Annotated in this window: 25 protein-coding genes and 2 pseudogenes; 10 read left to right on the top strand and 17 right to left on the bottom strand. The window is 63.2% G+C overall.

Annotation, left to right across the window (positions count from 1 at the left end):
* Nucleotides 1-196: 196 nt before the first annotated feature.
* Together egtB and egtD are read left to right on the top strand one after the other, a co-directional pair.
* Nucleotides 197-1,450 carry an ergothioneine biosynthesis protein EgtB gene (egtB, locus tag ACVJGD_RS12415; protein WP_456634606.1) on the top strand — a complete coding sequence of 418 codons (1,254 nt, stop codon included), beginning with the start codon at nucleotides 197-199 and terminating at the stop codon, nucleotides 1,448-1,450.
* A 109-nt stretch (nucleotides 1,451-1,559) separates the two neighbouring features.
* Nucleotides 1,560-2,531 carry an L-histidine N(alpha)-methyltransferase gene (gene egtD / locus ACVJGD_RS12420; protein ID WP_456634607.1) on the top strand — a complete coding sequence of 324 codons (972 nt, stop codon included), beginning with the start codon at nucleotides 1,560-1,562 and terminating at the stop codon, nucleotides 2,529-2,531.
* On the opposite strand, the gene ACVJGD_RS12425 is transcribed toward egtD, so the two are convergent.
* Nucleotides 2,507-3,709, bottom strand: coding sequence for a low temperature requirement protein A (locus ACVJGD_RS12425; RefSeq protein ID WP_456634608.1), 1,203 nt, complete (start codon nucleotides 3,707-3,709; stop codon nucleotides 2,507-2,509). The genes egtD and ACVJGD_RS12425 overlap by 25 nt on opposite strands.
* 148 nt (nucleotides 3,710-3,857) lie before the next feature.
* Entirely contained in the window at nucleotides 3,858-4,103 is a 246-nt protein-coding gene (locus ACVJGD_RS12430; protein ID WP_027584882.1) for a BolA/IbaG family iron-sulfur metabolism protein, read from the bottom strand.
* A 173-nt stretch (nucleotides 4,104-4,276) separates the two neighbouring features.
* Here ACVJGD_RS12430 and ACVJGD_RS12435 point away from each other — a divergent pair.
* Nucleotides 4,277-4,637, top strand: a pseudogene (locus tag ACVJGD_RS12435) (DUF427 domain-containing protein).
* Nucleotides 4,638-4,775: 138 nt separating this feature from the next.
* Here the strand turns inward: ACVJGD_RS12435 and ACVJGD_RS12440 are convergent.
* Together ACVJGD_RS12440 and ACVJGD_RS12445 are read right to left on the bottom strand one after the other, a co-directional pair.
* Nucleotides 4,776-4,949 (bottom strand): DUF1328 domain-containing protein, encoded by a 174-nt coding sequence (locus tag ACVJGD_RS12440; RefSeq protein ID WP_028166384.1) that lies wholly within the window; start codon nucleotides 4,947-4,949, stop codon nucleotides 4,776-4,778.
* Nucleotides 4,950-5,055: 106 nt separating this feature from the next.
* On the bottom strand, nucleotides 5,056-5,427 hold the full coding sequence (locus tag ACVJGD_RS12445; RefSeq protein WP_456634609.1) for a hypothetical protein: 372 nt from the start codon (nucleotides 5,425-5,427) through the stop codon (nucleotides 5,056-5,058).
* Between the two features lie 172 nt (nucleotides 5,428-5,599).
* Here ACVJGD_RS12445 and ACVJGD_RS12450 point away from each other — a divergent pair, with 172 nt between their 5' ends.
* Nucleotides 5,600-6,784 carry an acyltransferase family protein gene (locus tag ACVJGD_RS12450; protein ID WP_456634610.1) on the top strand — a complete coding sequence of 395 codons (1,185 nt, stop codon included), beginning with the start codon at nucleotides 5,600-5,602 and terminating at the stop codon, nucleotides 6,782-6,784.
* A gap of 120 nt (nucleotides 6,785-6,904) precedes the next feature.
* On the opposite strand, the pseudogene purL reads toward ACVJGD_RS12450, so the two are convergent.
* Nucleotides 6,905-9,113: pseudogene (gene purL, locus ACVJGD_RS12455) on the bottom strand (phosphoribosylformylglycinamidine synthase subunit PurL).
* Between the two features lie 161 nt (nucleotides 9,114-9,274).
* Between purL and ACVJGD_RS12460 the strand changes: the two are divergent.
* Both ACVJGD_RS12460 and ACVJGD_RS12465 read left to right on the top strand, forming a co-directional pair.
* Nucleotides 9,275-9,754: a PaaI family thioesterase gene (locus tag ACVJGD_RS12460; RefSeq protein WP_456634611.1), complete on the top strand. Its 480-nt coding sequence runs from the start codon at nucleotides 9,275-9,277 to the stop codon at nucleotides 9,752-9,754.
* 84 nt (nucleotides 9,755-9,838) lie between these two features.
* Complete coding sequence (locus ACVJGD_RS12465; RefSeq protein WP_456634612.1) at nucleotides 9,839-10,834, top strand: DMT family transporter; 996 nt, start codon at nucleotides 9,839-9,841, stop codon at nucleotides 10,832-10,834.
* 20 nt (nucleotides 10,835-10,854) lie between these two features.
* Here the strand turns inward: ACVJGD_RS12465 and ACVJGD_RS12470 are convergent, their stop codons facing one another.
* Genes ACVJGD_RS12470 through purC form a run of 5 tightly spaced genes read right to left on the bottom strand, consistent with a single transcriptional unit; the run spans nucleotide 10,855 to nucleotide 13,789 of the window.
* Complete coding sequence (locus tag ACVJGD_RS12470; RefSeq protein WP_456634613.1) at nucleotides 10,855-11,823, bottom strand: tripartite tricarboxylate transporter substrate binding protein BugD; 969 nt, start codon at nucleotides 11,821-11,823, stop codon at nucleotides 10,855-10,857.
* A complete protein-coding gene (gene purQ, locus ACVJGD_RS12475) occupies nucleotides 11,820-12,521 on the bottom strand; it encodes a phosphoribosylformylglycinamidine synthase subunit PurQ (protein WP_456634614.1) in 702 nt (233 codons plus the stop codon). Before purQ ends, ACVJGD_RS12470 begins: the two co-directional genes overlap by 4 nt.
* Complete coding sequence (locus ACVJGD_RS12480) at nucleotides 12,518-12,751, bottom strand: hypothetical protein (RefSeq protein WP_456634615.1); 234 nt, start codon at nucleotides 12,749-12,751, stop codon at nucleotides 12,518-12,520. The genes purQ and ACVJGD_RS12480 overlap by 4 nt, the downstream gene beginning before the upstream one ends.
* Before the next feature lie 11 nt (nucleotides 12,752-12,762).
* Nucleotides 12,763-13,005 (bottom strand): phosphoribosylformylglycinamidine synthase subunit PurS, encoded by a 243-nt coding sequence (gene purS / locus ACVJGD_RS12485; protein WP_456634616.1) that lies wholly within the window; start codon nucleotides 13,003-13,005, stop codon nucleotides 12,763-12,765.
* A gap of 16 nt (nucleotides 13,006-13,021) precedes the next feature.
* Nucleotides 13,022-13,789, bottom strand: coding sequence for a phosphoribosylaminoimidazolesuccinocarboxamide synthase (gene purC, locus ACVJGD_RS12490; protein WP_008974302.1), 768 nt, complete (start codon nucleotides 13,787-13,789; stop codon nucleotides 13,022-13,024).
* 334 nt (nucleotides 13,790-14,123) lie between these two features.
* Between purC and ACVJGD_RS12495 the strand changes: the two genes are divergently transcribed.
* Complete coding sequence (locus ACVJGD_RS12495; protein ID WP_456634617.1) at nucleotides 14,124-14,447, top strand: DUF1476 domain-containing protein; 324 nt, start codon at nucleotides 14,124-14,126, stop codon at nucleotides 14,445-14,447.
* A 139-nt stretch (nucleotides 14,448-14,586) separates the two neighbouring features.
* Here the strand turns inward: ACVJGD_RS12495 and cynS are convergent, their stop codons facing one another.
* From cynS to ACVJGD_RS12515, 4 genes are all read right to left on the bottom strand, one after another.
* Nucleotides 14,587-15,075: a cyanase gene (gene cynS / locus ACVJGD_RS12500; protein WP_456634618.1), complete on the bottom strand. Its 489-nt coding sequence runs from the start codon at nucleotides 15,073-15,075 to the stop codon at nucleotides 14,587-14,589.
* 62 nt (nucleotides 15,076-15,137) lie between these two features.
* A complete protein-coding gene (locus ACVJGD_RS12505) occupies nucleotides 15,138-16,064 on the bottom strand; it encodes an ABC transporter ATP-binding protein (protein WP_456634619.1) in 927 nt (308 codons plus the stop codon).
* Between the two features lie 6 nt (nucleotides 16,065-16,070).
* On the bottom strand, nucleotides 16,071-16,907 hold the full coding sequence (gene ntrB, locus ACVJGD_RS12510; protein ID WP_456634620.1) for a nitrate ABC transporter permease: 837 nt from the start codon (nucleotides 16,905-16,907) through the stop codon (nucleotides 16,071-16,073).
* Between the two features lie 28 nt (nucleotides 16,908-16,935).
* Nucleotides 16,936-18,318, bottom strand: a complete 1,383-nt coding sequence (locus tag ACVJGD_RS12515) for a CmpA/NrtA family ABC transporter substrate-binding protein (protein ID WP_456634621.1) — start codon at nucleotides 18,316-18,318, stop codon at nucleotides 16,936-16,938.
* Between the two features lie 172 nt (nucleotides 18,319-18,490).
* On the opposite strand from ACVJGD_RS12515, the gene ACVJGD_RS12520 reads away from it, so the two are divergent.
* Nucleotides 18,491-20,413 (top strand): sigma 54-interacting transcriptional regulator, encoded by a 1,923-nt coding sequence (locus ACVJGD_RS12520; protein WP_456634622.1) that lies wholly within the window; start codon nucleotides 18,491-18,493, stop codon nucleotides 20,411-20,413.
* On the opposite strand, the gene ACVJGD_RS12525 is transcribed toward ACVJGD_RS12520, so the two are convergent.
* Nucleotides 20,410-21,603, bottom strand: a complete 1,194-nt coding sequence (locus ACVJGD_RS12525; RefSeq protein ID WP_456634623.1) for a TrmJ/YjtD family RNA methyltransferase — start codon at nucleotides 21,601-21,603, stop codon at nucleotides 20,410-20,412. The two genes, ACVJGD_RS12520 and ACVJGD_RS12525, sit on opposite strands and share 4 nt — an antisense overlap.
* Before the next feature lie 372 nt (nucleotides 21,604-21,975).
* Here ACVJGD_RS12525 and ACVJGD_RS12530 point away from each other — a divergent pair, with 372 nt between their 5' ends.
* Both ACVJGD_RS12530 and ACVJGD_RS12535 read left to right on the top strand, forming a co-directional pair.
* Nucleotides 21,976-23,190, top strand: coding sequence for an NADP-dependent isocitrate dehydrogenase (locus tag ACVJGD_RS12530; protein WP_456634624.1), 1,215 nt, complete (start codon nucleotides 21,976-21,978; stop codon nucleotides 23,188-23,190).
* A 52-nt stretch (nucleotides 23,191-23,242) separates the two neighbouring features.
* The gene (locus ACVJGD_RS12535) at nucleotides 23,243-23,749 is read left to right on the top strand and encodes a DUF3455 domain-containing protein (protein ID WP_456634625.1); all 507 of its coding nucleotides are present in this window, start codon (nucleotides 23,243-23,245) and stop codon (nucleotides 23,747-23,749) included.
* Between the two features lie 704 nt (nucleotides 23,750-24,453).
* On the opposite strand, the gene ACVJGD_RS12540 is transcribed toward ACVJGD_RS12535, so the two are convergent.
* Nucleotides 24,454-24,771 carry a hypothetical protein gene (locus tag ACVJGD_RS12540; RefSeq protein WP_456634626.1) on the bottom strand — a complete coding sequence of 106 codons (318 nt, stop codon included), beginning with the start codon at nucleotides 24,769-24,771 and terminating at the stop codon, nucleotides 24,454-24,456.
* Between the two features lie 11 nt (nucleotides 24,772-24,782).
* Nucleotides 24,783-26,012, bottom strand: coding sequence for an efflux RND transporter periplasmic adaptor subunit (locus ACVJGD_RS12545; RefSeq protein ID WP_456634627.1), 1,230 nt, complete (start codon nucleotides 26,010-26,012; stop codon nucleotides 24,783-24,785).

Raw genomic sequence — 26,012 nt, forward strand, 5'->3', positions numbered from 1 at the left:
TTGTGCATCCAAAGCAAAATGGCGGAGAGCTGGCATGCATCGGGCCCTTTTCGGGCGCCGGGGGCATAATCTGACGACACTAATATCATGGCCGCGGGAGGCTTTTTTCCCGGATGGGAGCCCCTATCTAGGACGGACTGCCCGTAGGGAACCAGTTTGGCAGAGCAACGTTCTCTCCAGCCATCCGGAGATACCCGTGACGAAACCAGCATCCGCTGCCGCCACCCTCGCGACCCCATCCTCATCACGCGCTTCTGATTCCGGTCCGCTCTCCCAGGGCCTGGTGGAGGCGTATCTCGTGGTGCGGAATGAAACCGAACGCCGGGCCGCGCCCCTGTCGGCGGAGGACCAGTTGATCCAGTCGATGCCGGACGCGAGCCCGGCCAAGTGGCACCGCGCCCATACCACCTGGTTCTTCGAGCAGTTTCTGCTCGGCCAGCACCAGGACGGCTACAAGCCCTTCCATCCCGACTACGCCTATCTCTTTAACTCCTATTATGTCAGTGCCGGCCCCCGCCATGCACGGCACCAGCGCGGCCATCTGACCCGGCCCAGCGCCGACGAGGTCACCGCCTATCGCCGCCACGTCGACGATGCCGTGGTGAAGTTCTTCAAGACCACGGGTGAGGAGAAGCTGGAAAAGCTGGTCCCGCTGGTCGAGGTCGGGCTCAATCACGAGCAGCAGCATCAGGAGCTGATGTGGACCGACATCCTGCACGCTTTCGCGCAGAACCCGATCCCGCCGGCTTACGATTCGGCCTGGAGCTTCCCGGCCTCGCAACGCGACGGTCAGGAATGGGTCACGCTGAACGAGGGTATCCACACCATTGGCCATCCGGACGACAGCTTTCATTTCGACAATGAAAAGCCGGCGCATCGGGCCCTGGTCGGCCCGGTCAAACTGGCGCGAAGTCTTGTGACCAACGCGGAGTGGCTCGCCTTCATCCAGGACGGCGGCTATCGGGCGGCGACGCTTTGGCTGATGGACGGTTTTGCGACCGTCGAAAAGGAAGGCTGGGAAGCGCCCGGCCATTGGCGCAAGGTCGATGGCCAATGGCAGATCATGACCTTGGGCGGCCTGCAGCCGATCGACCCGGCAGCCCCGGTCTGCCATGTCAGCTATTACGAGGCCGACGCCTTCGCGCGCTGGGCGGGCAAGCACCTGCCGACCGAGATGGAATGGGAGGTCGCCGCGCGCGCCGGTCAGCTCAACGATGCCTTCGGCATCGTCTGGCAGTGGACCCGCTCCTCTTATTCACCCTATCCGGGCTATCGGGCGATCGAGGGCGCGCTCGGCGAGTACAACGGCAAGTTCATGGTCAATCAATTGGTGCTGCGCGGCTCCTCGCTTGCAACGCCGAGCGGTCATAGCCGTATCACCTATCGCAACTTCTTTTATCCGCACCACCGCTGGCAATTTACGGGATTACGGCTCGCCGACTACGCCTGATCGGTTCTCAAGCATGATCCGGAAAAGTGGATACCGGTTTTCCGAAACGATCGTGCGCAAAAACAACCAAAAATCATAGCGCGCGGGAAGGCGCGTTCAGGAGAGTATCATGAATGTGCATGCCCGCGCTTTGGCCAAGGCTTATGCCTTTGACGAACAGACCGCAGCTTTTGCCGACGACGTGATCGGCCAGCTCGCTCAGCATCCCAAGCGCCTGTCGCCCAAATATTTCTATGACGCGGCCGGCTCGGAGCTGTTCGAGCAGATCACGGTGCAGCCGGAATATTACCCGACCCGCACCGAGCTTGGCATCTTGCGCGATCGCGGGGCCGATATCGCCGCGATCATCCCTGCGGGCGCGGCGCTGGTCGAGTTCGGCGCGGGTGCGACCACCAAGGTACGCCTGTTGCTCGAGCACTGCGAATTCGGCGCCTACGTGCCCGTCGACATCTCCGGCGATTTCCTGAACGCGCAAGCGGATGGCCTGCGCAAGGACTTTCCGGGCCTGCGCGTCTATCCGGTCGCCGCTGATTTCACCGCACCGTTCGCGCTGCCGGCCGAGATCGCCGAAACGCCGAAGGTAGGCTTCTTCCCAGGATCGACGATCGGCAATTTCGAGCCGCAGGAGGCCGCCGATTTCCTGCGCACCGCGCGTGAAATCCTGGGCTCTGGCGCGCAGATGATCATCGGCGCCGACCTCGAGAAGGACGAGCGCGTGCTGTACAACGCCTATAATGATTCAGCCGGCGTCACCGCGCGCTTCAATCTCAATGTGCTGGTGCGCATCAATCGCGAGCTCGGCGGCAATTTCGATCTTCCCGCCTTCTCGCATCGCTCGGTCTACAACCGCGACCGCCACCGCATCGAGATGCACCTGATCAGCCGCAAGGCGCAGAGCGTGCGGATCCTCGGCAACACCTTCTCGTTCCGTCCCGGCGAGAGCATTCACACCGAGAACAGCTACAAATATTCGCTGGAGCGGTTCACGGAGCTGGCTCGAAATTCGGGCTGGACGGTGCGAGAGTCCTGGACCGACGCGGCAAAGATGTTCTCGGTTCACGCGTTGGTCGCTTCGGAATGAGATTCCGAAGCCGAGCCCAGCGACACGGATTCCCACGCCGCGACCACGATAAGGATCGCGGTCGTGAGGATCGACAGCCATAGCGGCGACAGCTCGCTTGCGAACCAGCTCAGCACGAGCAGCGCGACGATGCCCGCGATGTGGGAGAGCTGCAGGAAGCCCCGGATCGAGAGCTTGAACAGGATCGTCCCGACCAGGAACAGAAGCGGGCCACCGATCGCGCTCAAGATCGTCTTGAGATCGGAGTGGCCGCCGGGATGCTTCAGCACCAGTTCATCCGAAACCGCGGTCAGGATGATGCCGGCGACGATCGGCATGTGCAGATAGGTGTAGGCAAGGCGCGCCAGTTTCCCTGATTCGACCGATTTCGAGATCAGTTCGGAGCCGGCTTCGGCGCCCTTGTGGAAATAGATCCACCACATCGCGATGCTGCCGACCAGCGAGAACACGAAAGCGAGGATGTTCTCGGTCGTCCAGCTCAGCTCGGCAAAGGTCGCGCCGTTCACGACAACCGCCTCGCCAAGCGCAATGATGATGAAGAGGGCGCAGCGCTCGGCCATATGGCCGCCTTCGACCGCCCATGCCTCGAGCGATGACAGCCCCAACCTCGGGACCCAGAACCGCGCCGCCGGCGAGACATATTCGATCACGAGTGCAATGATCCACAGCCATAGCCTGGACTCACCTTCGGCAAGGCCGCCGAGGATCCAGAACACGGCGGAGGTGGAGAGCCAGGCCAGGATGCGGATGGCGTTGTGGCGCACCGCGGTCCAGTGATGCGGCGTCGAGAACAGCCAGAACGCGGTGCGTCCGACCTGCATCACTGCATAGGCAATCGCGAACCACAGGCCGCGGTCTTCAAAGGCCTTCGGGATCGAGGTCGACAGCACGAGGCCGCCGAGCATCATCAGGAACAGCAGGATACGTACCGGCGTCAGCTCCGGATTGAGCCAATTGGTCACCCAGGCCGTGAAGACCCAGACCCACCACACCGCGAGGAACAGCAGCGTAACCTCGACGGCGCCGATCGGCGTGAAATGATGAAGCAACGTGTGCGAGATCTGCGTGACCGCGAACACGAACACCAGATCGAAGAACAGTTCGGCATAGGTGACGCGGCTGTGCTGGTTGGGCACGACGACGCGAAACATCGCGCCGCGTCGATTGTCCGCAGCCATCAGTGGCCCCCTGGAGCATGATCCGGAAAAGTGGAGACCGGTTTTCCCTCGCGACAAACGCGGAGCGTTTGCGCGGAGATCATGCTCAAACAAAGAGATGAGATCATGATCTGATTCCGTCTAGTCGGATCATGATCGAACGAGATGATCAGGCCTCGGGTCCGCCGGGCACCCCGGTCTGCAGCGCCAGTGCGTGCAGCACGCCGCCCATCTGCCCCTTGAGCGACTGGTAGACGATCTGGTGCTGCTGAACGCGGGACTTGCCGCGGAAGGATTCCGAGATCACCGTTGCCGCGTAATGGTCGCCATCACCGGCCAGGTCGCGGATCGTCACCACGGCATCGGGAATGGCTGCCTTGATCATCGATTCGATATCGCGGGCGTCCATCGGCATCCCAATACACCTCCATTCGACCGTTCAAATCGCGGCCGGCACGGCCAGCCGCGGGGAACAAAACCTAGCGCTTGCGCTCTTCTAGGTCATCCTATCAGGCACTATATTCCGCTTCCAATCGTTTTAGCTGCATCAATCGGTCACAACGAACTGACCAAAAAAGGCGCAGAACCATGAAACTCCCAGGTCCCGACCATCCGATCACGATTACACCCAATCCCAAGCGCGTCCGCGTCCGGGCGGGGGATGTCGTCATCGCCGACTCCACCCCACGCGCTGACCCTGAAGGAAGCGAGCTATCCCGCCGTGCAATACATCCCGCGGGAGGACGCCAACATGGCCCTGCTCTCCCGGACCGAGCGGACCACACATTGCCCCTACAAGGGCGACGCGAACTATTTCAGCATCAATGCCAACGGCAAGACGCTGGATAATTCGATCTGGACCTATGAAACGCCCTTCCCGGCGATGACCGAAATCGCGGGACACCTGGCGTTCTATCCGGACAAGGTCACGATCGAGGAAGTGGCGTAAGGGCGGAAGTTACTGCCTGCCGTCATGGCCGGGCTTGACCCGGCCATCCATGCAATTGCTCGCGCTGGTACCGAGACGTGGATGCCTGGGACGAGCCCGGGCATGACGACGCGCCTCTATCGCTTCCACCGCTGAATGCTAAGCCCTGAATATCGTGAGCCCAAGTATCAGGAGCACCAGGAAGATCACGACGAAGATATAGAACAACACCCGCGCGATATCGGCTGACGCCGCCGATATGCCGGTGAAGCCGAGCAGGCCGGCTATAATAGACACCACAAGAAAAATCAGCGCCCACTTAAGTAACGTCATCGCCCGCTTCTCCAGCTATTTCGCGGAGGTAACCGCAGGAGATGGCGCGAGTTCCAAGGCAGCGAGCGGCGAATCATCGTCGCCCGCTTTCCCGTTGCACGTTGCGCTATCGTTGGATGCGCCCCGGAGGGCCGGACGGGGTGGCATCATCGTCCGGCATGCCGTTCGGAGACAGGCCGGTCCCGGGCGTGCCCGGCGATGTGTTGGGCGTACCCGGCTGGCTGAGGGACGGATTGGGCGTGGTGGACGTCCCGCCGCTGCCCATTCCGGTGGTGGAGCTCGATTGTCCGCCGGGCGCCGATGAGATACCGGCCGATCCCGGGTTGGTCGGTGCGGCCGGTGGCGCACTGCCGACCCCGGACGACGTACCGCCTTGCGCTGTCCCGATGCCGCCGCCTGGAGCTTGCGCGAAGGCGGCTGATGACGCCGTCATCAATGACATCGCGATGACAGCCGATAGATGCAATTTGTGTCGCATGATAATTCTCCGCATTGCATGCGGCCGCACCAACGTCCCGTGACTCGCGTCGTTCCGTTGCGCTCGCAAGCGCGAGATCACATCGACGTTTTCGGAATGTCACGATTGGGCCTTGCCCAATCGGGTTCCGGGTTGCAACATCAAGACCGATCACCTCTTAAGAGGGGCGCCTATGAGCTCGATCTCCCACACCATGGCGACCGCGGAAGCTCACGCCGCACCGAAAGCAAAAGCGCGCAACGCCGCGCTCGATCGCGCCCGCACCTTCTTGACGCTCGTGGTGTTGCTGCACCACGCCGTGATTCCCTACACGTATTTCGGACACACCGATCCGAAATATTGGATCGGCTTCGACATGGTCGTGCTCGCCACCGACAGTTTCTTCATGGCGATGTTCTTCTTCCTGTCGGGACTCTTCGTGTGGCCGGGTCTCGCTCGGAAAGGGCCAGTGCAATATTTGCTCGATCGCCTGGTTCGGCTTGGCCTGCCCTTCGTGATCTGCGCGTTCACGCTCATTCCGCTGGCCTATTACTCCTTCGCGCTGCGCCAAACTCCGGATCTGAGCTTCTCGGAGTTCTGGTGGAAGACGATCACCGTGGGCCCATGGCCGAGCGGCCCGATCTGGTTTCTCTGGGTCTTGCTCGCCTTCGACCTCGTCGCGAGCGCGCTCTATCTGTTGTCGCCCAAAATCATCGATCCGATCAACCGACTGTCGCTCAAAGGTCATGAGCAGGCCACCTTATTTTTCGTGGTCATGCTTGCGGTCACCGCCGGGCTCTACATTCCGGGGCGCGTTCACTATGGGCCAGGCAGTTGGTTCGAGTTCGGGCCGTTCTCGGTGCAGCACGGCCGCGTGTTGCTCTATACGACCTACTTCTTTTTTGGCGCCGGCATAGGCGCGATGTATTTGGATCGCGGTCTATTGGCTGCAGATGGCCGGCTGGCGAGGAGCAGTTGGGGCTGGGCGGTCGCGGCGCTCGTTCCGTATTGCCTGATGTGGGTGCTGATCTACATCAAGCGCGAAATCCTGGGGAATCCGGTATGGCTGCCGAGCTGGTATGAGGCGACCTATGGTCTCTTCTTCGCCTCCTTCAGCGTGGCCATCATGTTTGTGATCCTGGCCTATTTCCTGAGATTCAAGCAATCCGGCTGGAGCATCCTCGATCCGATGCAGCCTGATGCCTATGGCATGTTCCTGGTGCACTATCCGATCGTGCTCTGGCTGCAATATTGGATGTTCGATTTCAATTGGCCGGCAATCGTGAAGGCGGCCATCGCCTTCGTGCTGACCGTGCTGCTGAGCTGGGCGGCGACCGCGGCCTTGCGGAAGATTCCAGGCGCGAACCACGTGCTCTGAAGCCGTCGTCTTCGCTGTCATTGCGAGGAGCGACAGCGACGAAGCAATCCATTGCTCCGCAAGTGGCGAAATGGATTGCTTCGCTTACGCTCGCAATGACGGGGATAGAAGCCGGCGACCCTACGCCGCCTTGCCGCTCATATAGGCCGGCAGCCAGCGCTCGAACGCCTCGTTCAGCGTCGTGATCGCCATCGGCGTTTCGCCCGCGATCGCGATTGCGTCGCCGCCGGTGGTGCCGATGCGCGCGCAGGGCATGCCGCAACCCCGCATCTTGGCGAGCACGCGCCCGGCGTCCGCCTCCGGCACGGTGACGATGTAGCGCGCCTGATCCTCGCCGAACCAGTAGGCGTGCGGCACCAGCGCTGTCGGTGCCGCCAACAGGCGCGCGCCGATGCCGCTTGCGATCGCCATCTCGGCAAGCGCGATCAATAGCCCGCCGTCGGAGACGTCATGCACCGCGGTTGCGGTCCCGGCATGAATCATGCCGCGCACGACGTCGCCGTTGCGCTTCTCGGCGGCGAGATCGACCGGCGGTGGCGCGCCTTCCTCGCGGCCGCAGATCTCGCGCAGATAGACGGACTGGCCGAGCCCAGCCATGGGTCTCGCCGATCAGCAGGATCGCCTCGCCTTCCGCCTTGAACGCAAGCGTCGCCGACTTGGTGAAATCGTCGAGCACACCGACGCCGCCGATCGAGGGCGTCGGCAGAATGGCGCGGCCGTTGGTCTCGTTGTAGAGCGAGACGTTGCCGGACACGACCGGGAAGTCCAGCACGCGGCAGGCTTCTGAAATGCCCTTCAGGCAGCCGACGAACTGGCCCATGATCTCGGGCCGTTCAGGATTGCCGAAATTGAGGTTGTCGGTGATCGCGAGCGGCTTGCCGCCGACGGCGGTGATGTTGCGCCAGGCTTCCGCAACCGCCTGCTTGCCGCCCTCGAACGGATCGGCCTCGCAATAGCGAGGCGTCACATCGACCGTCATCGCAAGCCCCTTCGGCCCGTCCTGCACGCGGACCACGGCAGCATCGCCGCCGGGGCGCTGCACGGTATTGCCGAGGATGACGTGATCGTACTGCTCCCAGACCCACCGCTTCGAGCAGAGATCGGGCGTGCCGATCAGCTTCTCCAGCGCCTGCGGAACGCCAAGCGGCGTCTCGACGTCGCGCGCATGGATCACCGGCTGTGCGATGGAAGCCGTGTGCGGACGATCGTAGACCGGCGCCTCGTCGCCGAGCTCCTTGATCGGCAGATCGGCCATGACGTCGCCGCCATGCTTCACCACGAAGCGCTTGGTCGGGGTGGTGTAGCCGACCACCGCAAAATCGAGGCCCCATTTGCGGAAGATCGCCTCGGCTTCTTGCTCCTTCTCGGGCTTGAGCACCATGAGCATGCGCTCCTGGCTTTCCGAGAGCATCATCTCGTAGGCGCTCATGCCAGTCTCGCGGGTCGGCACCGCGTTGAGGTCGAGGTCGACGCCGAGATCGCCCTTGGCGCCCATCTCGACCGCCGAGCAGGTCAGCCCGGCTGCGCCCATGTCCTGGATCGCGATCACGCAGCCTTTTTCCATGATCTCGAGGCAGGCCTCGAGCAAGAGCTTCTCCGCGAAGGGATCGCCGACCTGCACGGTCGGCCGCTTCTCCTCGGAATTGTCGTCGAACTCGGCCGAGGCCATCGAGGCGCCATGGATGCCGTCGCGGCCGGTCTTCGAACCGAGATAGACGATCGGCATGTTCACGCCGGAGGCCGCCGCGTAGAAGATCTTGTCGGCGTCGGCGAGACCGACGGCCATGGCATTCACCAGGATGTTGCCGTCGTAGCGGGTGTGGAAGCGGACCTGCCCGCCGACCGTCGGCACGCCGAAGGAATTGCCGTAGCCGCCAACGCCGGCGACGACACCGGAGACGAGATGCCGGGTCTTCGGATGCTCGGGCGCGCCAAAGCTCAGCGCATTGAGGCAGGCAATGGGGCGCGCGCCCATCGTGAACACATCGCGTAAAATGCCGCCGACACCGGTGGTCGCGCCCTGATAGGGCTCGATATAGCTCGGGTGGTTGTGACTCTCCATCTTGAAGACCACGGCCTGGCCGTCGCCGATGTCGATCACGCCGGCATTCTCGCCCGGCCCCTGGATCACCCATGGCGCTTTCGTGGGCAGCCCGCGCAGATGGATGCGCGAGGACTTGTACGAGCAGTGCTCGTTCCACATCGCCGAGAAGATCCCTAGCTCGGTGAAAGTCGGCACCCGTCCGATCAATTTCAGGATGCGCTCATACTCGTCCGGCTTGAGCCCGTGGGCGGCGACGAGTTCGGGGGTAATCTGGGGCTCGTTCATGGGTCCCTTATTAGGTAGATCGGCCGTGCGGGCAAAGGCCTTTTATGGCGCTTTTCCGCCCTGTCCAGAGCTTTGCGGCGGCGCGCCGCAGGCTAAGGAATTTGCACTGCAGCACAGGATCGGATTTAAGGATCGAAACTCAATTTTGAAAGCCTGCGAGCGTGAACGACCTTTCCAAGACCGCATTCCTCCAGCGCCCAGACCTGCATGTCGCGACCGAGGGCGAATTCAAGGGCTGGCGCACCTGGATCCGCGACAGCTTCGAGAGCCATATCGGCCCGTTCTGGCACCGGATGGATGAGACCGGCCGCGTGCATTGCGCCTTCCGGGTGGAGAAAAAGCACCTCAACGGCATGCGCAACGTCCATGGCGGCTGCTTCATGGCCTTTGCGGATTACTGCCTGTTCGCGATTGCCTCGGCCGAGCTGGAAGGCCCGGGCGTGACGGTGGCATTCTCCTGCGAATTCCTCGACGCGGCACGCGAGGGCGAGCTGGTCGAATGCATTGGCGAGGTGACCCGCGCCGGCGCCTCGCTGATCTTCCTGCGCGGCGTTCTGAAATCCGCCGAGCGCCCGCTATTCACCTTCTCGGGAACGATCAAGCGGGTGAAGCGGAAGGCGCCGCTTGAGGCCAGCGCATAGCTCCTTGACTTCCCTTTGCCTTTCCTTTTGGCGCTCTCACGCTAAGAGTGGCTCTCAGCGCGCCAATGCGCCGGGAGCCAACAGGTGCCGAAGAGCACGTCAAGGACGGGTAGCGTGACGGCTGCCGTGGAAACGCCTGCGCTATCAGCCCTGAAGCGGCCGCACCATCGCTGGCAGGATTATGCGCTGCTGCTCGCGCTCGCCTGCTGCTGGAGCTCGACCTATCCGCTGACCAAGATCGGTCTCGGCTCGATCCCGCCGCTCACCTTCATCTCGGCCCGCTCACTGATCGCGGCGCTGTTCCTCTTGGTGATCCTGCGCATCCGCGGCCTTCGCATTCCAACCGACGCCAAGGCGTGGAAGCTGTTCGCCTTCCAGCAGACCATCAACTCGACAGTCCCATTCCTGGTGATCAACTGGGCGCAGCAATATGTGGCCGCGGCTCCCACCGTGGTGCTGGCCTCGACCACGCCGATCTTCGCATTCCTGATCACCTGGGCCATCACGCGGCATGAGCCGGCCACGCTGTTGAAACTCACTGGGGCGATCCTCGGCCTTGCCGGCACCGCCGTCATCATCGGCCTCGATGCGCTCGGAGGCCTCGGCAGCGAGCTCTTCGCCGAGATGGCGATCCTGCTCGCCACCATCTCGTTCGCCTGCGCCACGATCTTCGGCCTGCGCCTGTCCGGTTACGACCCGATGGTGGTCGCGGCCGGCTCGCTGTTGTTCGGCGGGCTGGTGCTGCTACCGGCATCTCTCATCATTGACCATCCCTGGACCTTGCGCCCGACGCCGCAGGCGCTCGCCGCCGTCGTCACCATGGGCATCTTCTCCAGCGCGATCGGCCTGATGCTGTTCTACATGTGCCTCACCCGCCTCGGCACGCTGACCACCAATGCGCAGGGCTATCTGCGCATCCCGATCGGCGTCGGCCTGTCGGTGGTGCTGCTCGGTGAATCCGTACCCTCGAACCTCGCGCTCGGGCTCGTCCTCGTCATGGCCGGCGTGGCGGCGATGACCGTTCCCGGCAACCGCTACAAGCTCGCCCTGAACTGGCTGCGTGTGCGGCTGAGGGGCTGAGAGGCGAGCAGGCGGCCTGGCTACTTCTGGTCGTCGGCGAGCAGCCTCTTGTATTTCTCGACGTCGCGCGCGACGAGCTGTTGCAGCACGTCCGACGCATGCTCGTTGGCGTCGGGCGCAACCGTCGAGAGATCGGCAAAGCGCTTCTTCACCGCCTCGCTCTCGACCGCCGTGCGGGCTGCGACATTGAGTTTTGCGATGATCGCGGGCGGCGTGCCCTTCGGCGCAAACAGACCGTTCCAGCCCTGCGCCTCGAATTCAGGCAGGCCCGCTTCCGCAGAGGTCGGCAGATCCGGCAGCGTCGCGAGCCGCACGGTCGAGCCGACCACGAGCCCCTTCACCAGCTTCTCGTTGATCGCCTGCGACACCGAGGCCGCCGCATCGCATACGCCGTCGATCTGGCCTCCGATCGCATCCGTCAGCGCGGGCGCCGCGCCGCGATAACCGACAAGCGTCACGTCGATCCCGGCGGCATTCACAAAACTTTTGCAAATGAGGTAATTCGAGGAGCCGACGCCGGCATGGCCGAGATTGACCTTGCCCGGATTCTTCTTCGCGTAGGCGATGAAGTCCTGCAGATCCTTGGCTGGAAAGTCCTTGCGTAACGCAATGATGCCAAAGGTCTTTGCGACCACCGCGATCGGCGCAAAGGAGCCCGGTGTGAACGGCAGTTTCGGATAGATCGTGTAGGTGGCGGCGCTGGTGCCGGCATTGCCGATCGCAATCGTGTAGCCATCCGGTTCGGCACGCGCAGCCCGCGCAAGTGCGGTCGAACCGCCGGCGCCAGCGACATTCTCGATCACGATCGGCTGTCCGAGCGCCACGCTCATCTGCTCAGCAACGACGCGCGCGATCACATCGGACGTGCCGCCCGCTGCGAACGGCACGATCATGGTGATGGGATGCTTTGGGAAATCCTGGGCTGTCGCTGTGGCCGCAAGCCAAAGTGCCGCGATCGCCGCGAGGCACCTCGCGACGAGCGACTTCACGCCGCCTTTTCCAGATGCTGGACCAGACCCGCGAACAGGCCGCGGCCGTCGGTGCAGCCCATGATGTCTTCGACGTGGTTTTCCGGATGCGGCATCATGCCGAGCACGTTGCCGCCGTCGTTGACGATGCCAGCGATCGAATTAGCGGCGCCGTTGATGTTGTGGCGCTCGTCCACCACGCCTTCCGGCGAGCAGTAGCGATAGAGCACCCGCCCTTCGCCTTCCAGCCGCTTGATCGTCTCTTCATCCGCCTCGTAATTGCCCTCGCCGTGCGCGACCGGCACGCGGATCACCTGGCCTGCATTGTAGCCGCGGGTGAACGGCGTATCCGAGCGTTCGACGCGCAGATGCACGTCGTGGCAGATGAACTTCAATCCCGCATTGCGCATCAGCACGCCGGGCAGCAGGCCGGATTCGCAGAGGATCTGAAAGCCGTTGCAGACGCCGAGCACGAGACCGCCTTTGCCGGCATAGTCGCGCACCGCGTCCATGATCGGCGCCCGCGCCGCGATCGCGCCGCAGCGCAGATAATCGCCATAGGAGAAACCGCCGGGCACCACGACGAGGTCGGTGCCCGCAGGCAGCGAAGTCTCGGCGTGCCAGACCATCGCCGGCTCCTGGCCCGAGATGAGCTTGAGCGCCCGCGCCATGTCGCGCTCGCGATTGATGCCGGGGAAGACGAGGACGGCGGATTTCATAGGGTCGGCGCTTCGTTCAGTTCGAGGCGACCTTCAATACGCTCGAGCCGCAGGTCGTAACGGCCGAGAATTCCGTATACGTTGTGAATGTCCTGCTGCAACGAGATCATATGACCCCGAATCGCATTCAATTCGGTCTTGACGTCATTGATACTGCTCTTCGTCTCACTAAGGTCCCGCTGGAGAACCTTCAGAATCTCGAAGAGGAGTTCGTTGCTTACCTCAGCCATCGCCGACCTTCTCAGCCTTTCACCTCGATAGCGTAGTTCTCGATCACTGTATTCGCCAGCAGCTTGTCCGCGGCGTCCTTCAGCGCGGCTTCCGCCTTGGCACGGTCGGAGCCGGAGAGCTCGATGTCGAACACCTTGCCCTGGCGGACGCTGGCGACGCCGTCGACGCCGAGCGATTTCAGCGCCCCCTCGATCGCCTTGCCCTGGGGATCGAGGATGCCGGATTTCAACGTAACGGTGACGCGTGCCTTCACTTAAACTTTGCCCCTCTTAGCTCTTCACCAGCACCGGACCAGAACCGGCCGGCCGCTCGTTCTCCATGAGGATGCCGAGCCGCTTCGCCACCTCGGTATAGGCTTCCAGCAGACCGCCGAGGTCACGGCGGAAACGGTCCTTGTCGAGCTTCTCATTCGACTTGATGTCCCAGAGCCGGCACGAATCGGGCGAAATCTCGTCGGCGACGATGATCCGCATCATCTCGTTTTCAAACAGCCGTCCGCATTCCATCTTGAAGTCGACCAGACGGATGCCAATCCCTAAGAAAAGCCCGGTCAGGAAGTCGTTGACGCGGATGGCCAGTGCCATGATGTCGTCGATCTCCTGCGGCGTCGCCCAGCCGAAGGCGGTGATGTGCTCTTCCGACACCATGGGGTCGTTGAGCTGGTCGTTCTTGTAATAGAATTCGATGATCGAGCGCGGTAGCTGCGTGCCTTCCTCGATGCCGAGGCGCTGCGACAGCGAGCCGGCGGCGACGTTCCGCACCACCACTTCCAGCGGCACGATCTCGACCTCGCGAATCAGTTGCTCGCGCATGTTGAGGCGACGGATGAAGTGGGTCGGCACCCCGATGTCGTTGAGGTGCTGAAACAGGTACTCCGAAATCCGGTTATTGAGGACGCCCTTGCCCTCGATCACCTGGTGTTTCTTGGCATTGAACGCGGTCGCGTCGTCCTTGAAATGCTGGATCAGGGTTCCAGGCTCTGGACCTTCGTAAAGGACCTTGGCCTTGCCCTCATAGATGCGGCGTCGACGGCTCATTGGGATGTACCGTGTTTTGTTGAAATCCATGAATCTGGTGTGCTCCGGTTGACAAGGGATTGCGACCCACGACGGAGCTGCCGCGGAAAGCCTGGAACCCCAAACAGAACAAGAACCAAGCCGTATGGCAACCTATCCGATTGGCCCCTCCAGCACAATCGACCCGGACCCCTTTGGCGGACTTATCCGCCTTGGATTGCGGCCCGGAAATCTGCCATTCTGGCTGCGGCTTAACGGCTCGTTGTCTTGCCGATTCGTCCCTTCTATCTAGGCATCCGCCGGGGCTGCCGCAACGCAAGCTCCACCCGTCCGTCAGCAGGAATTGGAACCGCCCATGACTACATTCGATAAGCGCGAGGAAGGTTTTGAGAAGAAATTCGCCCTCGACGAGGAGCAGAAATTCAAGGCCGAGGCGCGCCGCAACAAGCTGCTAGGCATATGGGCGGCGGAAAAGCTTGGCCTCACGGGCGATGCCGCCAACACCTACGCCAAAGAAGTGGTTGCCGCCGATTTCGAGGAAGCCGGCGATCAGGACGTGCTGCAGAAGGTTCTGAAGGACCTTACGGCGAAGGGCGAGGCCGTCACGGAAGGTCAAATCCGCGCCAAGATGGACGAATTGCTGGTCCAGGCCGTGGCGCAGGTGAAAGCGGGCGGTTAACCATCACCGTCATTCCGGGGCGCGTCGAGGACGCGAACCCGGAATCCATCGGGCCACATACGCAAGCGGAGAAATCGATTCCGGGTTCGTCCTTCGGACGCCCCCGGAATGACGACGCCGATGCGATGCGGTGGCCTCCTCACCCCTCCTTGAACCCGTACTCCGGTACGTTGCCACTGGCGCCGTAATATTTGTACGGCAGGAATTTTCCGGACATCGTGAACTTGACGCGGTCGCCCTTGGGATTGGGCAGACGCTCCATCACCATGTCGAAGTCGATCGCCGACATGATGCCGTCGCCGAATTCCTCCTCGATCAGCGCCTTCCAGGCCGGGCCGTTGACCATCACGAGCTCGTAGAAGCGATAGATCAGGGGATCGGTCGGCGGCATCGGTACGCCCTCTCCGCGCATCGGCGTCTCGTTCAACATCGCGATTTCGGATTTGGACAGGCCGAACAGCTCGCCGGCATTGGCGGCCTGTGGCTTGGTCAACTTCATCTGGCCGAGGATGGCGCCGACGATCAGCACTTCGGAATAGCCGCCGATCTGCTCGCAGATATGTTTCCAGCTCCAACCCTTCTCGCGCTTGATGTCGAGCAGCTTTTCGGTGAGGTCGGAACGTTTCATGGAGCTCTCCTTGCTTTCGTCATGCCCGGGCTTGTCCCGGGCAACAACGTTGTTGATGCGACTCAAGAAGACGTGGATGGCCGGGACAGGCCCGGCCATGACGTCTGGGTTGGCGGCTCGGCTTCCGACGCGATCGCCAATTCAGGCAAGCCCGGCCGCACCGTCGGCACCTTGCGCGGGTCGTGATCGGTGGTCATCGCCGCGAAGCTCTTGCTGCGGCTGACCAGGAAATCGATGATGTGGTTGCGGAGCGCGTAGTAATAGGGGTGGCGGTGCAGATCGATCCGGCCGCGATCCTTGGGTAACGGATTTTCGACGATCTCCGCCAGTACGGCGCCAGGGCCGTTGGTCATCAGGAATATCTTGTCGGCGAGATAGATCGCCTCATCCACGTCGTGGGTGATCATGAATGCGGTCTGCCCGGTCTCCAGACAGATGCGCCGCACCTCGTCCTGCAGCGTGCCGCGCGTCAGCGCATCCAGCGCCGAGAACGGCTCGTCCATCAGCATGATCTTCGGCGTGATCGAGAGCGCACGCGCAATACCGACGCGCTGCTTCATGCCGCCGGACAGTTCGGACGGGCGCTTGTGCTCCGAACCGGTGAGGCCGACGAGATCGATGAACTTCTGCGCATGCGCCTTGACCTTCGCGCGATCCCATTTGCGCCATTTCGAGCTGACGGCATAGGCGACGTTGCCAAGCACGGTGCGCCAGGGAAGCAACGCGTGGCTCTGGAAGATCACGGCGCGGTCGAGGCTCGTGCCCTCGATCGCCTGCCCGTCGACGATCACGGTACCCTCGCTCGGCTCATCGAGGCCGGCGAGAATGTTGAGCACCGTGGTCTTGCCGCAGCCGGAATGGCCGATCACGCAGCCGAATTCGCCCCGCGCCATCGAGAGCCACAGGTTTTCGAACACGGTGGTGGTGCCGCCACCGGCGCCCGGATAGCGCCGCGCGATGCCTTCGATCGAGATGAATTTGTCGGTCATCGCCCCCTACTCCGGAAACGTGACCATGCGTGTGAAACGCGCGAGGATCTGGTCGAGCAGCATGCCGACGATCCCGATCATGAGGATCGCGATGATGACATTGGTGATCGAGAGGTTGTTCCACTCGTTCCAGACGAAATAGCCGATGCCGGTGCCGCCGACGAGCATCTCGGCGGCGACGATCACGAGCCAGGCGATGCCGATCGATATCCGCATGCCCGTCAGGATCGTCGGCGCCGCGGCCGGCAGGATCACCGTGAAGGCGCGCCTGACGGTGCCGACTTCGAGCGTGCGCGCGACGTTGATCCATTCGCTGCGTACGCTGGCAACGCCGAACGCCGTGTTGAGCAGCATCGGCCATACCGAGCAGATGAAGATCACGAAGATCGCGGATATCGAAGAATCCTTGATAGTGTAGAGCACGAGCGGCATCCAGGCGAGCGGCGAGATCGGCTTCAGCACCTGGATGAACGGGTCGAGCGCCCGGCTGATCAATGGCGACATGCCGATCAGGAAGCCGAGCGGGATCGCTACCAGGACCGCGATGAGGTAGCCGAGCCCGACGCGGCCGATCGAATAAGCGAGCTGGATTCCGAGCCCCTTGTCGTTCGGCCCGTTGTCGTAGAACGGCCGCCTCAAGTGCTCCCACAATTTGGCGCCGACATCGAGCGGACCGGGCATCGCCGATTTGCCTTGCGTGGCGGTGAGCCCCATCAGCTTGGCGTATTCCGGGCTCATGTTGGTGGCCGGACTGCTGCTACGGGTCGCAAGATGCCAGATGCCGACGAGGGCAACGAACAGCACGATCGAGACGATCGCCGCGCGCAGGCGAAGCGAGTTCATCTGCTCCTCCCTGTGTGCGGGAGCGCCTTCACGACGCCTTCCTGATCTTGAAGCTCGCGAGATAGTCGTCCGGCTTGGCCGGATCGAAGGTCTTGCCCATCACCGCGAACGATTTGTACGTGGTCGTCGGCGGCGTGAGCCCCATCTCGGCCATCAGCCTGCCGGTATCGGTGGCGAGATAGACCTGCTCGGCGACCGCCTTGTAATCGACGTCGCCCTTGATCTGCCCCCAGCGCTTCATCTGCGTCATGATCCAGACCGCGAAGGACTGCCACGGGAACGGATCGAAATCGACGCGGCTCGGCTGCGTGACCACGTTGCCGAGGCCGTCGGCGAAGGTGCCCGTCAGGATCTGCTCGAGCACGATCTGCGGCTGGTTCAGATAATTCGCCGGCGCGATCGCTTCCGCGATCTGCTTGCGGTTCTCGGCCTTGTGCGCAAACGCGGTGGCGTCGATGATCGATTTCAGGAGCGCCCCATAGGTGTTCGGCATCGAGGTGACGAACTCTTTCGAGGCCGCGAAAGCGCAGCAAGGATGGCCTTCCCAGATATCCTTGGTCAGGATGTGGATGAAGCCGACGCCGTCATAGACGGCGCGCTGGTTCATCGGATCGGGGCCGAGGAAACCGTCGATATTGTCGGCGCGCAGATTGGCGACCATCTCCGGCGGCGGCACCGCGCGGATCTGCACGTCGACGTCGGGGTCGAGGCCGTGCTCGGCGAGATAGTAGCGCAGCAAATAATTGTGCATCGAATAGTCGAAGGGCACGGCGAATTTGAAACCCTTCCAATCCTTGGGATCGCGCTTGTCCTTGTGCTTGATCGAAAGCGTGATCGCCTGTCCGTTGATGTTCTCGACCGCCGGCATCGTGTAGGGCAGCGGGTTGGAGCCGACGCCCATGGTGATGGCGAGCGGCATCGGCGACAGCATGTGCGCCGCGTCGTATTCCTTGTTGATGGTCTTGTCGCGAATGACAGCCCAGCCCGCGGTCTTGATCACTTCGACGTTCAATCCGTGCTTCGCATAGAAGCCCATCGGCGCAGCCATGATGATCGGCGTCGCGCAGGTGATCGGAATGAAGCCGACCTTGAGGTCCTTCTTCTCGGGCGCGCCGCCTTGCGCGAGCACCTCGGTCGCCATCTTGATCGGGAAGAACTGCGACAGCGCCGCGAGCGCCGTGGAGGCGCCGACCGACTTCAGGAAGGCGCGACGGGCCGCGTCCTGCGGAAACACCGCGCGCATCACGGCAGAGGCGACCACGCCCTCGTAACGCTTGTCTTCGCTTTCCGCGGGCTCGCAGCGCAACGCCAGCGCCGCATTCCGGTGCTCGACTTCGTTGATATGTCGGCCGCAACTGCAGCCGGTGCGAAGACTGCGGTCGGGATCGAATGGATTGTCGAACATGGACATCGGACCTCCTGCGCGCGGCGTTGCCGTTCATTTACGCAAGGTCCATGCCAGCCCATAATTTGGGCCGATGGCTTTGATGTCGCAGGCTTTTGTCCGCGCCTTGGCGACTACAAAAACTCGTGATACACGAGAAATCGTAATCGAATTACGATTTTTCGGGGCGCCCCGCACGATGGACCTGGCTCTCAGCGCAACAGCGAGCGCGCACGACGCGGACCTGCGTGCCGCCGCCTTCGAGTGCTCGATCGAGCCGGCGCTGCTGCTCGATCCCTATGCCGACGCGATCCTCGACGCCAATCCCGCCGCCTGCTCCCTACTCGGCTACGACCGCGCGCTGCTGCGCCAGACCAAGGTAAGCGCGCTGCATGCAGGGCAATTGCCGGCCCTGATCGTCTTCACCCAGGCCGTGCTCGACAAAGGCGCGTATTGGACCGATGCGCTGACGCCGCGGCATGCGACCGGGCAGAATCTGCGGATCGAATATGCCGGCTGCGTGGTGCCGCATGACGGGCGCAAGCTGATGCTGCTCACGATGAGCGACCTCGACGCACGCCGCCGGCGCTATGTCGATGCCGCCGCCGAGGACCACATGCGCAGCGGCATTGCCACCTGGCAGCGGGTCGAGCGCGTGTTCCAGGACATCGAGCGCGAGAACCAACTGATCCTGCGCGCTGCCGGCGAAGGCATCTATGGCGTCAACGCGGAAGGAAAGACCACTTTCGTCAACCCGGCCGCCGAGCGGATGCTGGGCTGGACCGCCGAGGAGTTGGTAGGCAAGGAGATCCATCCGATCGTCCATCACACCCATCATGACGGGCGCCACTACCATGATCACGACTGCCCGATTTACGCAGCGTTCCGCGACGGCGCCGTGCACCAGGTCGACGGCGAAGTGTTCTGGCGCAAGGACGGCTCGCCGGTCTGGGTCGAATACACCTCGACGCCGATCCGCGACCGCGGCGTGGTGGTCGGCGCCGTCGTGGTGTTTCGCGACGTCAGCCAGCGGCGAGAGGCGGACGAGAAGCTGCACGCCGCACTTGCGGAGGTCGATCGGCTGCGCGAGCGGCTGGAGCTGGAGAACGCCTACCTGCAGGAAGAAATCCGCATCGAGACCAATCCGCGCGGGATCATCGGCCAGAGCGAGGCGATCCAGAAGACGCTGCGCCAGGTCAAGCTGGTGGCGCCGACGTCGGCGGCGGTGATGATCACGGGCGAGTCCGGCACCGGCAAGGAACTGATCGCGCGCGCCATCCATGAAGCCAGCAGCCGCTCCGACCGCCCGCTGATCCGCGTCAACTGCGCCGCGATCCCGCGCGAACTGTTCGAGAGCGAGTTCTTTGGCCATGTCCGTGGCGCCTTCACCGGCGCGACGCGCGACCGCATCGGCCGGTTCGAGCTGGCCGACGGCGGCACGCTGTTTCTCGACGAGGTCGGCGAAATCCCGCTGGAGCTGCAGGGCAAGCTATTGCGCGTGCTGCAGGAAGGCAATTTCGAGCGGGTCGGCGAGGAGCGCACCCGCACCGTGGATGTGCGGCTGATCGCAGCCACCAACCGCGATCTCAAGCAGGAGGTGCAGCGCGGCCGGTTTCGCGAGGATCTCTACTTCCGCCTCAACGTGTTTCCGATCGAATCGGTCCCCCTACGCGAGCGGCGCGAGGACATCCCGCTGCTGGCGCAGCATTTCCTGAGCAGCGAAAGCAAGGCGCTGAAATCCGATCTGCGCCTGTCGGAAGGCGACGCCAGGCGGCTTGCGCGCTACGACTGGCCGGGCAACGTCCGCGAATTGCAGAACGTGATCGAGCGCGCCGCGATCCTCGCCCAGAACGGCCGGCTGCGCATCGACCTGCCCGATGCATCCGGCAGCCAGACCTCGGCGGGCTCGGCCCGCGTGAAGACCGATGCGCGTCCCGCGGTGATGACGGCCGCCGAGCTGCGCGATCACGAGCGCGCCAACATCGGCGCGGCGCTGGAAGCTTGCGCCGGCAAGGTGTTCGGGCCGGGCGGTGCGGCCGAAATGCTCGACATGAAGCCGACCACGCTGGCCTCGCGGATCAAGGCGCTCGGAATTGCCGGACGGCGCCGTGCTCCGGGCTAAACTTGCATCGTGCCCTGCAGCCGATCCAATTCGCCGGCCAGATCACGCTCCACGTCCGCCGCGCGCATGTTGAACACGCGATAGTCCCGCTCCTCCAGCCATTCCCGCCGCTTGGCTCGGTCGGCCGCGATGGTCTCGCTCTCGTCAGGGTTTTCCAATTCGATCGCGATCCGGTGGATGAAGGAGACGAAATCGGGGATATGGCGCCCGACCGGGGTCTGGCGCTTGAACAGGCCGGCGAAGCGGCGATCCTTGGTCAGCGCCTGCCACAGGATGCGCTCGGCATCGGTCGGATTGCGCCGGAGCAGCCGCGCCAGCCCGCGCACGGTGCTGCTGGCATCAGCGGAGGCGCCGCCCTGCCCCTGCTCGGCCAGCAGCGCCCGCAGCTTGGTCGCCTGCTCGCCGTCGAGCACGCCGCCCTTGGCCGGCCCCTTGCGTCCCTCGGCGATCGCCATGATCACCCCGTGCAGGGTATGCATGTCCTGCTTGGTCGGCTCCATCCGGGTGAAGATGTTGCGCAGATTGACCAGCATGGTGTCGCGCTTCTCGCGCGGCCGCAGGAACTCGACCCTGTCGAGCTCGGCAACCAGATTGTCGAAGAAGGCCTGGACCTGGTGCTGCGAGGCGCGCTCGGATCGTTCGGGCATCGCGAACGGCAGTTCGCCCGATGTCGAGAGCTTGAACCACTCATAGCCCATCAGCAGCACCGCCTGGGCCAGGTTCAGCGAGGCGAAGCCCGGGTTGACCGGGAAGGTGACGATGCGGTTGGCAAGCGCGACCTCCTCGTTGGTCAGGCCGGCGCGCTCCCGGCCGAACAGGATGCCGGCGCCGCCGCCGGCCGCGACATGCGTCACGATCTCGCGGGCGGCTCCATCCGGCCCGACCACCGGCTTGGCCTGGTCATGGGCGCGGGCGGTGGTGGCATAGAGGAGGTCGAGATCGGCGACCGCCTGCGCGAGCGTGTCGAACAACTCGACCCCGTCGAGAATATGGTCGGCGCCCGCTGCGGCGCGCTGCGCGGCGATGTTCGGCCAGCCATCGCGGGGATTGACCAGCCGGAGCCGCGACAGCGCAAAATTGCCCATTGCGCGCGCAGCCATCCCGATGTTCTCGCCAAGCTGCGGCTCGACCAGGATCACCACGGGACCCCTGAGGTCGTGGCCGGTCTTGGTCTTGTCGGTGCCGGACATCTTAGACTTCGCTTCCTGATTCAACCTCTGAACAATCTGATTCAGGTCCTGAAGGCGCTGAATCAGATTGCCAAGTTTCCTGTCGCGCCCGGATTGCCCCGCGGGCGCAATTTTCTCAAGCGGAATAATGGCGTTACGGCCGCTTTTGAATCTTCATCCGAAACCTGAGGGGGCGCAGCGTCGCAACGCCACTTCAGCCCTTCCCCTGCCGCCTCGAAGCATGAAACATAACGGCGGCATTCTCGGCTAAAGGATGAGCCGAAACTGCATAACCCCTTGGCTTCCGCCGGCGCTTTCCCGGTGCTATAGGCCGCAAACATATTCCGCTAGTCGCGCCCGAAAGCGCGCTGTTCCCCAAGAGGCCCTATTCCCATGGCAAAAATCAAGGTGACCAACCCCGTCGTCGAACTCGATGGCGACGAGATGACCCGGATCATCTGGCAGTACATCAAGGACAAGCTGGTCCACCCGTTCCTTGACATCAACCTGATGTATTTCGACCTGGGGATGGAACACCGCGACAAGACCAACGACAAGGTCACGATCGACGCGGCGGAAGCGATCAAGAAGGTCGGCGTCGGCGTCAAATGCGCCACCATCACCCCCGACGAGGCCCGGGTGAAGGAGTTCGGCCTCAAGGAGATGTGGAAGTCGCCGAACGGCACCATCCGCAACATCCTGGGCGGCGTGGTGTTCCGCGAGCCGATCATCTGCAAGAACGTGCCGCGCCTCGTGCCGGGCTGGACCAAGCCGATCATCATCGGCCGTCACGCCTATGGCGACCAGTACCGCGCCACCGACATCAGGTTCCCGGGCAAGGGCACGCTGTCGCTGAAGTTCGTCGGCGAGGACGGCACCGTGATCGAGAAGGAGGTCTTCAAGGCGCCTGGCGCCGGCGTCGCCATGGAGATGTACAATCTGGACGAATCCATCGCGGACTTCGCCCGCGCCTCCTTCAACATGGGCCTGGCGCGCGGCTATCCGGTCTATCTCTCGACCAAGAACACGATTCTTAAGGTCTATGACGGCCGCTTCAAGGACATCTTCCAGGAGATTTTCGACAACGAGTTCAAGTCGCAGTTCGAGGCCAAGAAGCTTACCTACGAGCACCGCCTGATCGACGACATGGTCGCTGCCGCGCTAAAATGGTCAGGTGGCTACGTCTGGGCCTGCAAGAACTACGACGGCGACGTGCAATCCGACACGGTTGCCCAGGGCTACGGCTCGCTTGGCCTGATGACCTCCGTCCTCATGACGCCCGATGGCAAGACCATGGAAGCCGAGGCCGCGCACGGTACGGTGACCCGGCACTATCGCGAGCACCAGAAGGGCAAGGAGACCTCGACCAACTCGATCGCCTCGATCTTCGCCTGGACCCGGGGCCTCGCCCACCGCGCCAAGCTCGACAACAATCCCGAGCTCGCGAAGTTCGCCGACACGCTGGAGAAGGTCTGCGTCTCCACCGTCGAGGACGGCTACATGACCAAGGACCTCGCGCTCCTGGTCGGCGCCGACCAGCGCTGGCTCTCCACCACCGGCTTCCTCGACAAGGTCGCCGAGAACCTCACCAAGGCGATGGCGACCTAAGGCCGCCTCCCGGGCTTTGCCCACTCCCGGGGAATACGTGTGGAGATTGACCATGCCGCTCCCCGGGAAAGTCGCGCTCGCATTGCTCTTGCTGTCGGGCACGCTCACAAGCGTGCACGCGGAAACACCTCTTCCCGAGGCGATCGCTGCGCCGGGAGAAGCGGTCGTGCTCAGCGTTCACGCCGAGGGCGCGCAGGTCTATGAGTGCAAGGCCGGCGTCGAAGGCAATTTGGCCTGGGCCTTTCGCGAGCCGATCGCAACGCTGATGGCCGACGGCAGGACCGTCGGCCGCCACTATGCCGGGCCGAACTGGGAGCATGTCGACGGCAGCGCCGTGCTTGGCAGGGCCTCCGGCAATGCGCCGGGCGCGACGCCGAACGATATTCCCTGGCTCAAGCTCGACGTGATCTCGCGCCGCGGCAGCGGTACGCTGTCCGACGTCACGACGGTGCAGCGGATCAACACCGCGGGCGGCATCCTCGAAGGAGCGTGCGACAAGGCCGGCGCCACCCATAGCGCACCCTACTCCGCCGACTACGTGTTTCTCCGCAAGGGCTGAGCGGTTCGGCGCGGCAAGACCGTAGGATGGGTAGAGCGCAGCGAAACCCATCGCGATAAAGCAAGCGGCGCGCATGATGGGTTTCGCTTCGCTCTACCCATCCTACGAGTCCGGCGTGCGCCGTTCGACCCTCATCCTGAGGAGCGGCGTCTTCGCCGCGTCTCCGGACGATGCTGCGCATCGCCGGGAGAAGGATGAGGCCCCGCCAGTGGCCTCGCCCTTCGAGACGACCGCTGCGCGGTCTCCTCAGGGTGAGGAGATAGACACGCGTGCGCTGCACCTTCGGTCGACGTCTGATTCAATTTTCAAACAGCGCAGAGGATGTGAGTTCGCATTCTCGCGGCGCTGCGCGTCCGAGGTTTGCGTCTCGTTTCACCCTCCTCGATGTCAGAGGGCGCAGGGAAAGCCGGGTGCCGGTTGCACCCATGGGCCCCGTGCAACAAAAAGCACGGGGGTAGGACCACAGGTTCAACCGAAGCATTCCGGCTTTCCCTGCGCGATGGTTTACGGCTTACTTCGTGCTCTTCCCGGTGACCGGGCTTTCTTGCCACCGTCACCTGCGGGATACTTCCCGCAAGCTTAGCGCCAGCGTCGGGGCGCCAGAACCACACGACTTCGCCGTCCGCGAGTGCCACGCTCGTCAGTCGTGACACTCTCGTCCACCGCATCTCACCGCAACGTTCGTGACGATCGCGACCCGCCCCTCATTTGGGTGAGACGGCGCTATAGGCGACTGATTTGCGCCAATAGTGAAGCGGAATATTTTTGCGTGAAAGGCTGGACAGACTTTCGAGTGATTTGCCCGTCGGGTCGTTCTGTCGCGGCCAAGCATCAAAATCGTCGTTGCGCTCGAAGCGAAGCAGGCCGTAGCGAAAACAAGACGACGGTCTCAAAGGCTCAGCCGAATGCCCTGCATGTCCGATTTCGGAGACAAGAACGGAAATAGAAAACTCAATCCGAAGGTGACCGTTTTTGACCCGGCGCCGACAAAGCGAGATATTCGCTCGAACGTCCGGTGCCACACTTAGCGCTCCTAGCGCTGCGTTATACGGCTTCCGTCGGCAATTCGGTCGCTGGGATGCAGGACGACCCGATCGCCGGCCGAAAGTCCGGAGACCACTTCGGCCAGCCGATTGTTGCGATGTCCGACTTGGACTGGAGTGCTTCTGGCACGACCGTTCTCGTCGGCAAAAACGGTCCACTGATCACCTTTTCGGAACAAGGCGCTTACGGGGACGGTCAAGGCGTCTGAACCGCTCCAAGTGGTCACGTGGACGACAACGCGGTAGTCGTGACCTAGCTGCGACCACACCTCCGGCGGATCCACGAAGTCGATAGTCACCCGGACCCGCTGCTCCTCAATGCCAAGCGCCGATACCTTCAAGAAGCCGGCCGGATCTACGCGGACGACCTTCCCCTTGATGGGCTGTCCGCCCCAACTGTCGATTCGGACGGCCGCGTCCACCTTGATCTGGACCGCGTCGGTCGAGAGCAGTTCCGCTATGACCTCCAGATCGAGCGGATCGCCGATCTCGACGAGCGGCGCTCCGGGCAGAACCACCGCCTCGCTGTCCTGGATGATTTTCAGCACCCGTCCGCCTGCCGGCGCAAGCACCCGGACGCAGCACGTCGGCTCCGCTGAGGGCGCGGTGTTAGCCGGGTCCATCAGTCGTGCCGCAAGGCTGGCGCGCACCGCGCGACGCATGTCGACTTGAGCCTTCGCACTCGCCAAGGCCGCCTCATTGGTAGCGACATCGAACTTCGCCTTGTCGAAGGCCTGGGCCGAGATGGTCTGTGTCCGCGAGAGAGCCTGCGCCCGCTGGAATTCGGTCCTGGACAGGTCCAGCGCGGCCTCGATCCGCTGCACCTCGGCTGCCTGCTGCTGGATGGCAGCATCGGCAGCCAGGACCTCGGCCTGAAGCTGATCGCGAGAGCGTACGTCAATGAAGCTCGGCAGCGTCGGCTGCATCAGGGCGACGACGGTCTGGCTGGCGACGACCTCGTCGCCGACGTGAAGTGAAGGTCCCTTCTCTCCTAGCGGATGCGAAATTCTCAGCACCTTTCCCGCAATAGGTGCCGAGACGGTGTAGACGTGGCGGACGCGGGTCTTGCCGTCGTCGTCCGCCGTGACTTCGATCGGGCCTTTTGCCACAGTGGCGAGATCGACGAGAACCGGCTGAGGCCAGGCAAACCAAGCCAGTCCCCCCGCTATCGCGACCAGAGCCGCAGCACCGACAATACGTCTGGTCCAATTCGCCGGCAT

This window comes from Bradyrhizobium sp. USDA 10063 (assembly GCF_054063735.1).

Coding starts and splice junctions, on each gene's coding strand:
- egtD (WP_456634607.1), top strand. CDS start 1,560: ATGAATGTGCATGCCCGCGCTTTGGCCAAGGCTTATGCCTTTGACGAA.
- ACVJGD_RS12425 (WP_456634608.1), bottom strand. CDS start 3,709: ATGGCTGCGGACAATCGACGCGGCGCGATGTTTCGCGTCGTCGTGCCC.
- ACVJGD_RS12430 (WP_027584882.1), bottom strand. CDS start 4,103: ATGCCGATGGACGCCCGCGATATCGAATCGATGATCAAGGCAGCCATT.
- ACVJGD_RS12440 (WP_028166384.1), bottom strand. CDS start 4,949: ATGACGTTACTTAAGTGGGCGCTGATTTTTCTTGTGGTGTCTATTATA.
- ACVJGD_RS12445 (WP_456634609.1), bottom strand. CDS start 5,427: ATGCGACACAAATTGCATCTATCGGCTGTCATCGCGATGTCATTGATG.
- ACVJGD_RS12450 (WP_456634610.1), top strand. CDS start 5,600: ATGAGCTCGATCTCCCACACCATGGCGACCGCGGAAGCTCACGCCGCA.
- purQ (WP_456634614.1), bottom strand. CDS start 12,521: ATGAAATCCGCCGTCCTCGTCTTCCCCGGCATCAATCGCGAGCGCGAC.
- ACVJGD_RS12480 (WP_456634615.1), bottom strand. CDS start 12,751: ATGGCTGAGGTAAGCAACGAACTCCTCTTCGAGATTCTGAAGGTTCTC.
- purC (WP_008974302.1), bottom strand. CDS start 13,789: ATGAGCCGTCGACGCCGCATCTATGAGGGCAAGGCCAAGGTCCTTTAC.
- ACVJGD_RS12495 (WP_456634617.1), top strand. CDS start 14,124: ATGACTACATTCGATAAGCGCGAGGAAGGTTTTGAGAAGAAATTCGCC.
- cynS (WP_456634618.1), bottom strand. CDS start 15,075: ATGAAACGTTCCGACCTCACCGAAAAGCTGCTCGACATCAAGCGCGAG.
- ACVJGD_RS12505 (WP_456634619.1), bottom strand. CDS start 16,064: ATGACCGACAAATTCATCTCGATCGAAGGCATCGCGCGGCGCTATCCG.
- ntrB (WP_456634620.1), bottom strand. CDS start 16,907: ATGAACTCGCTTCGCCTGCGCGCGGCGATCGTCTCGATCGTGCTGTTC.
- ACVJGD_RS12515 (WP_456634621.1), bottom strand. CDS start 18,318: ATGTCCATGTTCGACAATCCATTCGATCCCGACCGCAGTCTTCGCACC.
- ACVJGD_RS12520 (WP_456634622.1), top strand. CDS start 18,491: ATGGACCTGGCTCTCAGCGCAACAGCGAGCGCGCACGACGCGGACCTG.
- ACVJGD_RS12525 (WP_456634623.1), bottom strand. CDS start 21,603: ATGTCCGGCACCGACAAGACCAAGACCGGCCACGACCTCAGGGGTCCC.
- ACVJGD_RS12530 (WP_456634624.1), top strand. CDS start 21,976: ATGGCAAAAATCAAGGTGACCAACCCCGTCGTCGAACTCGATGGCGAC.
- ACVJGD_RS12535 (WP_456634625.1), top strand. CDS start 23,243: ATGCCGCTCCCCGGGAAAGTCGCGCTCGCATTGCTCTTGCTGTCGGGC.
- ACVJGD_RS12545 (WP_456634627.1), bottom strand. CDS start 26,012: ATGCCGGCGAATTGGACCAGACGTATTGTCGGTGCTGCGGCTCTGGTC.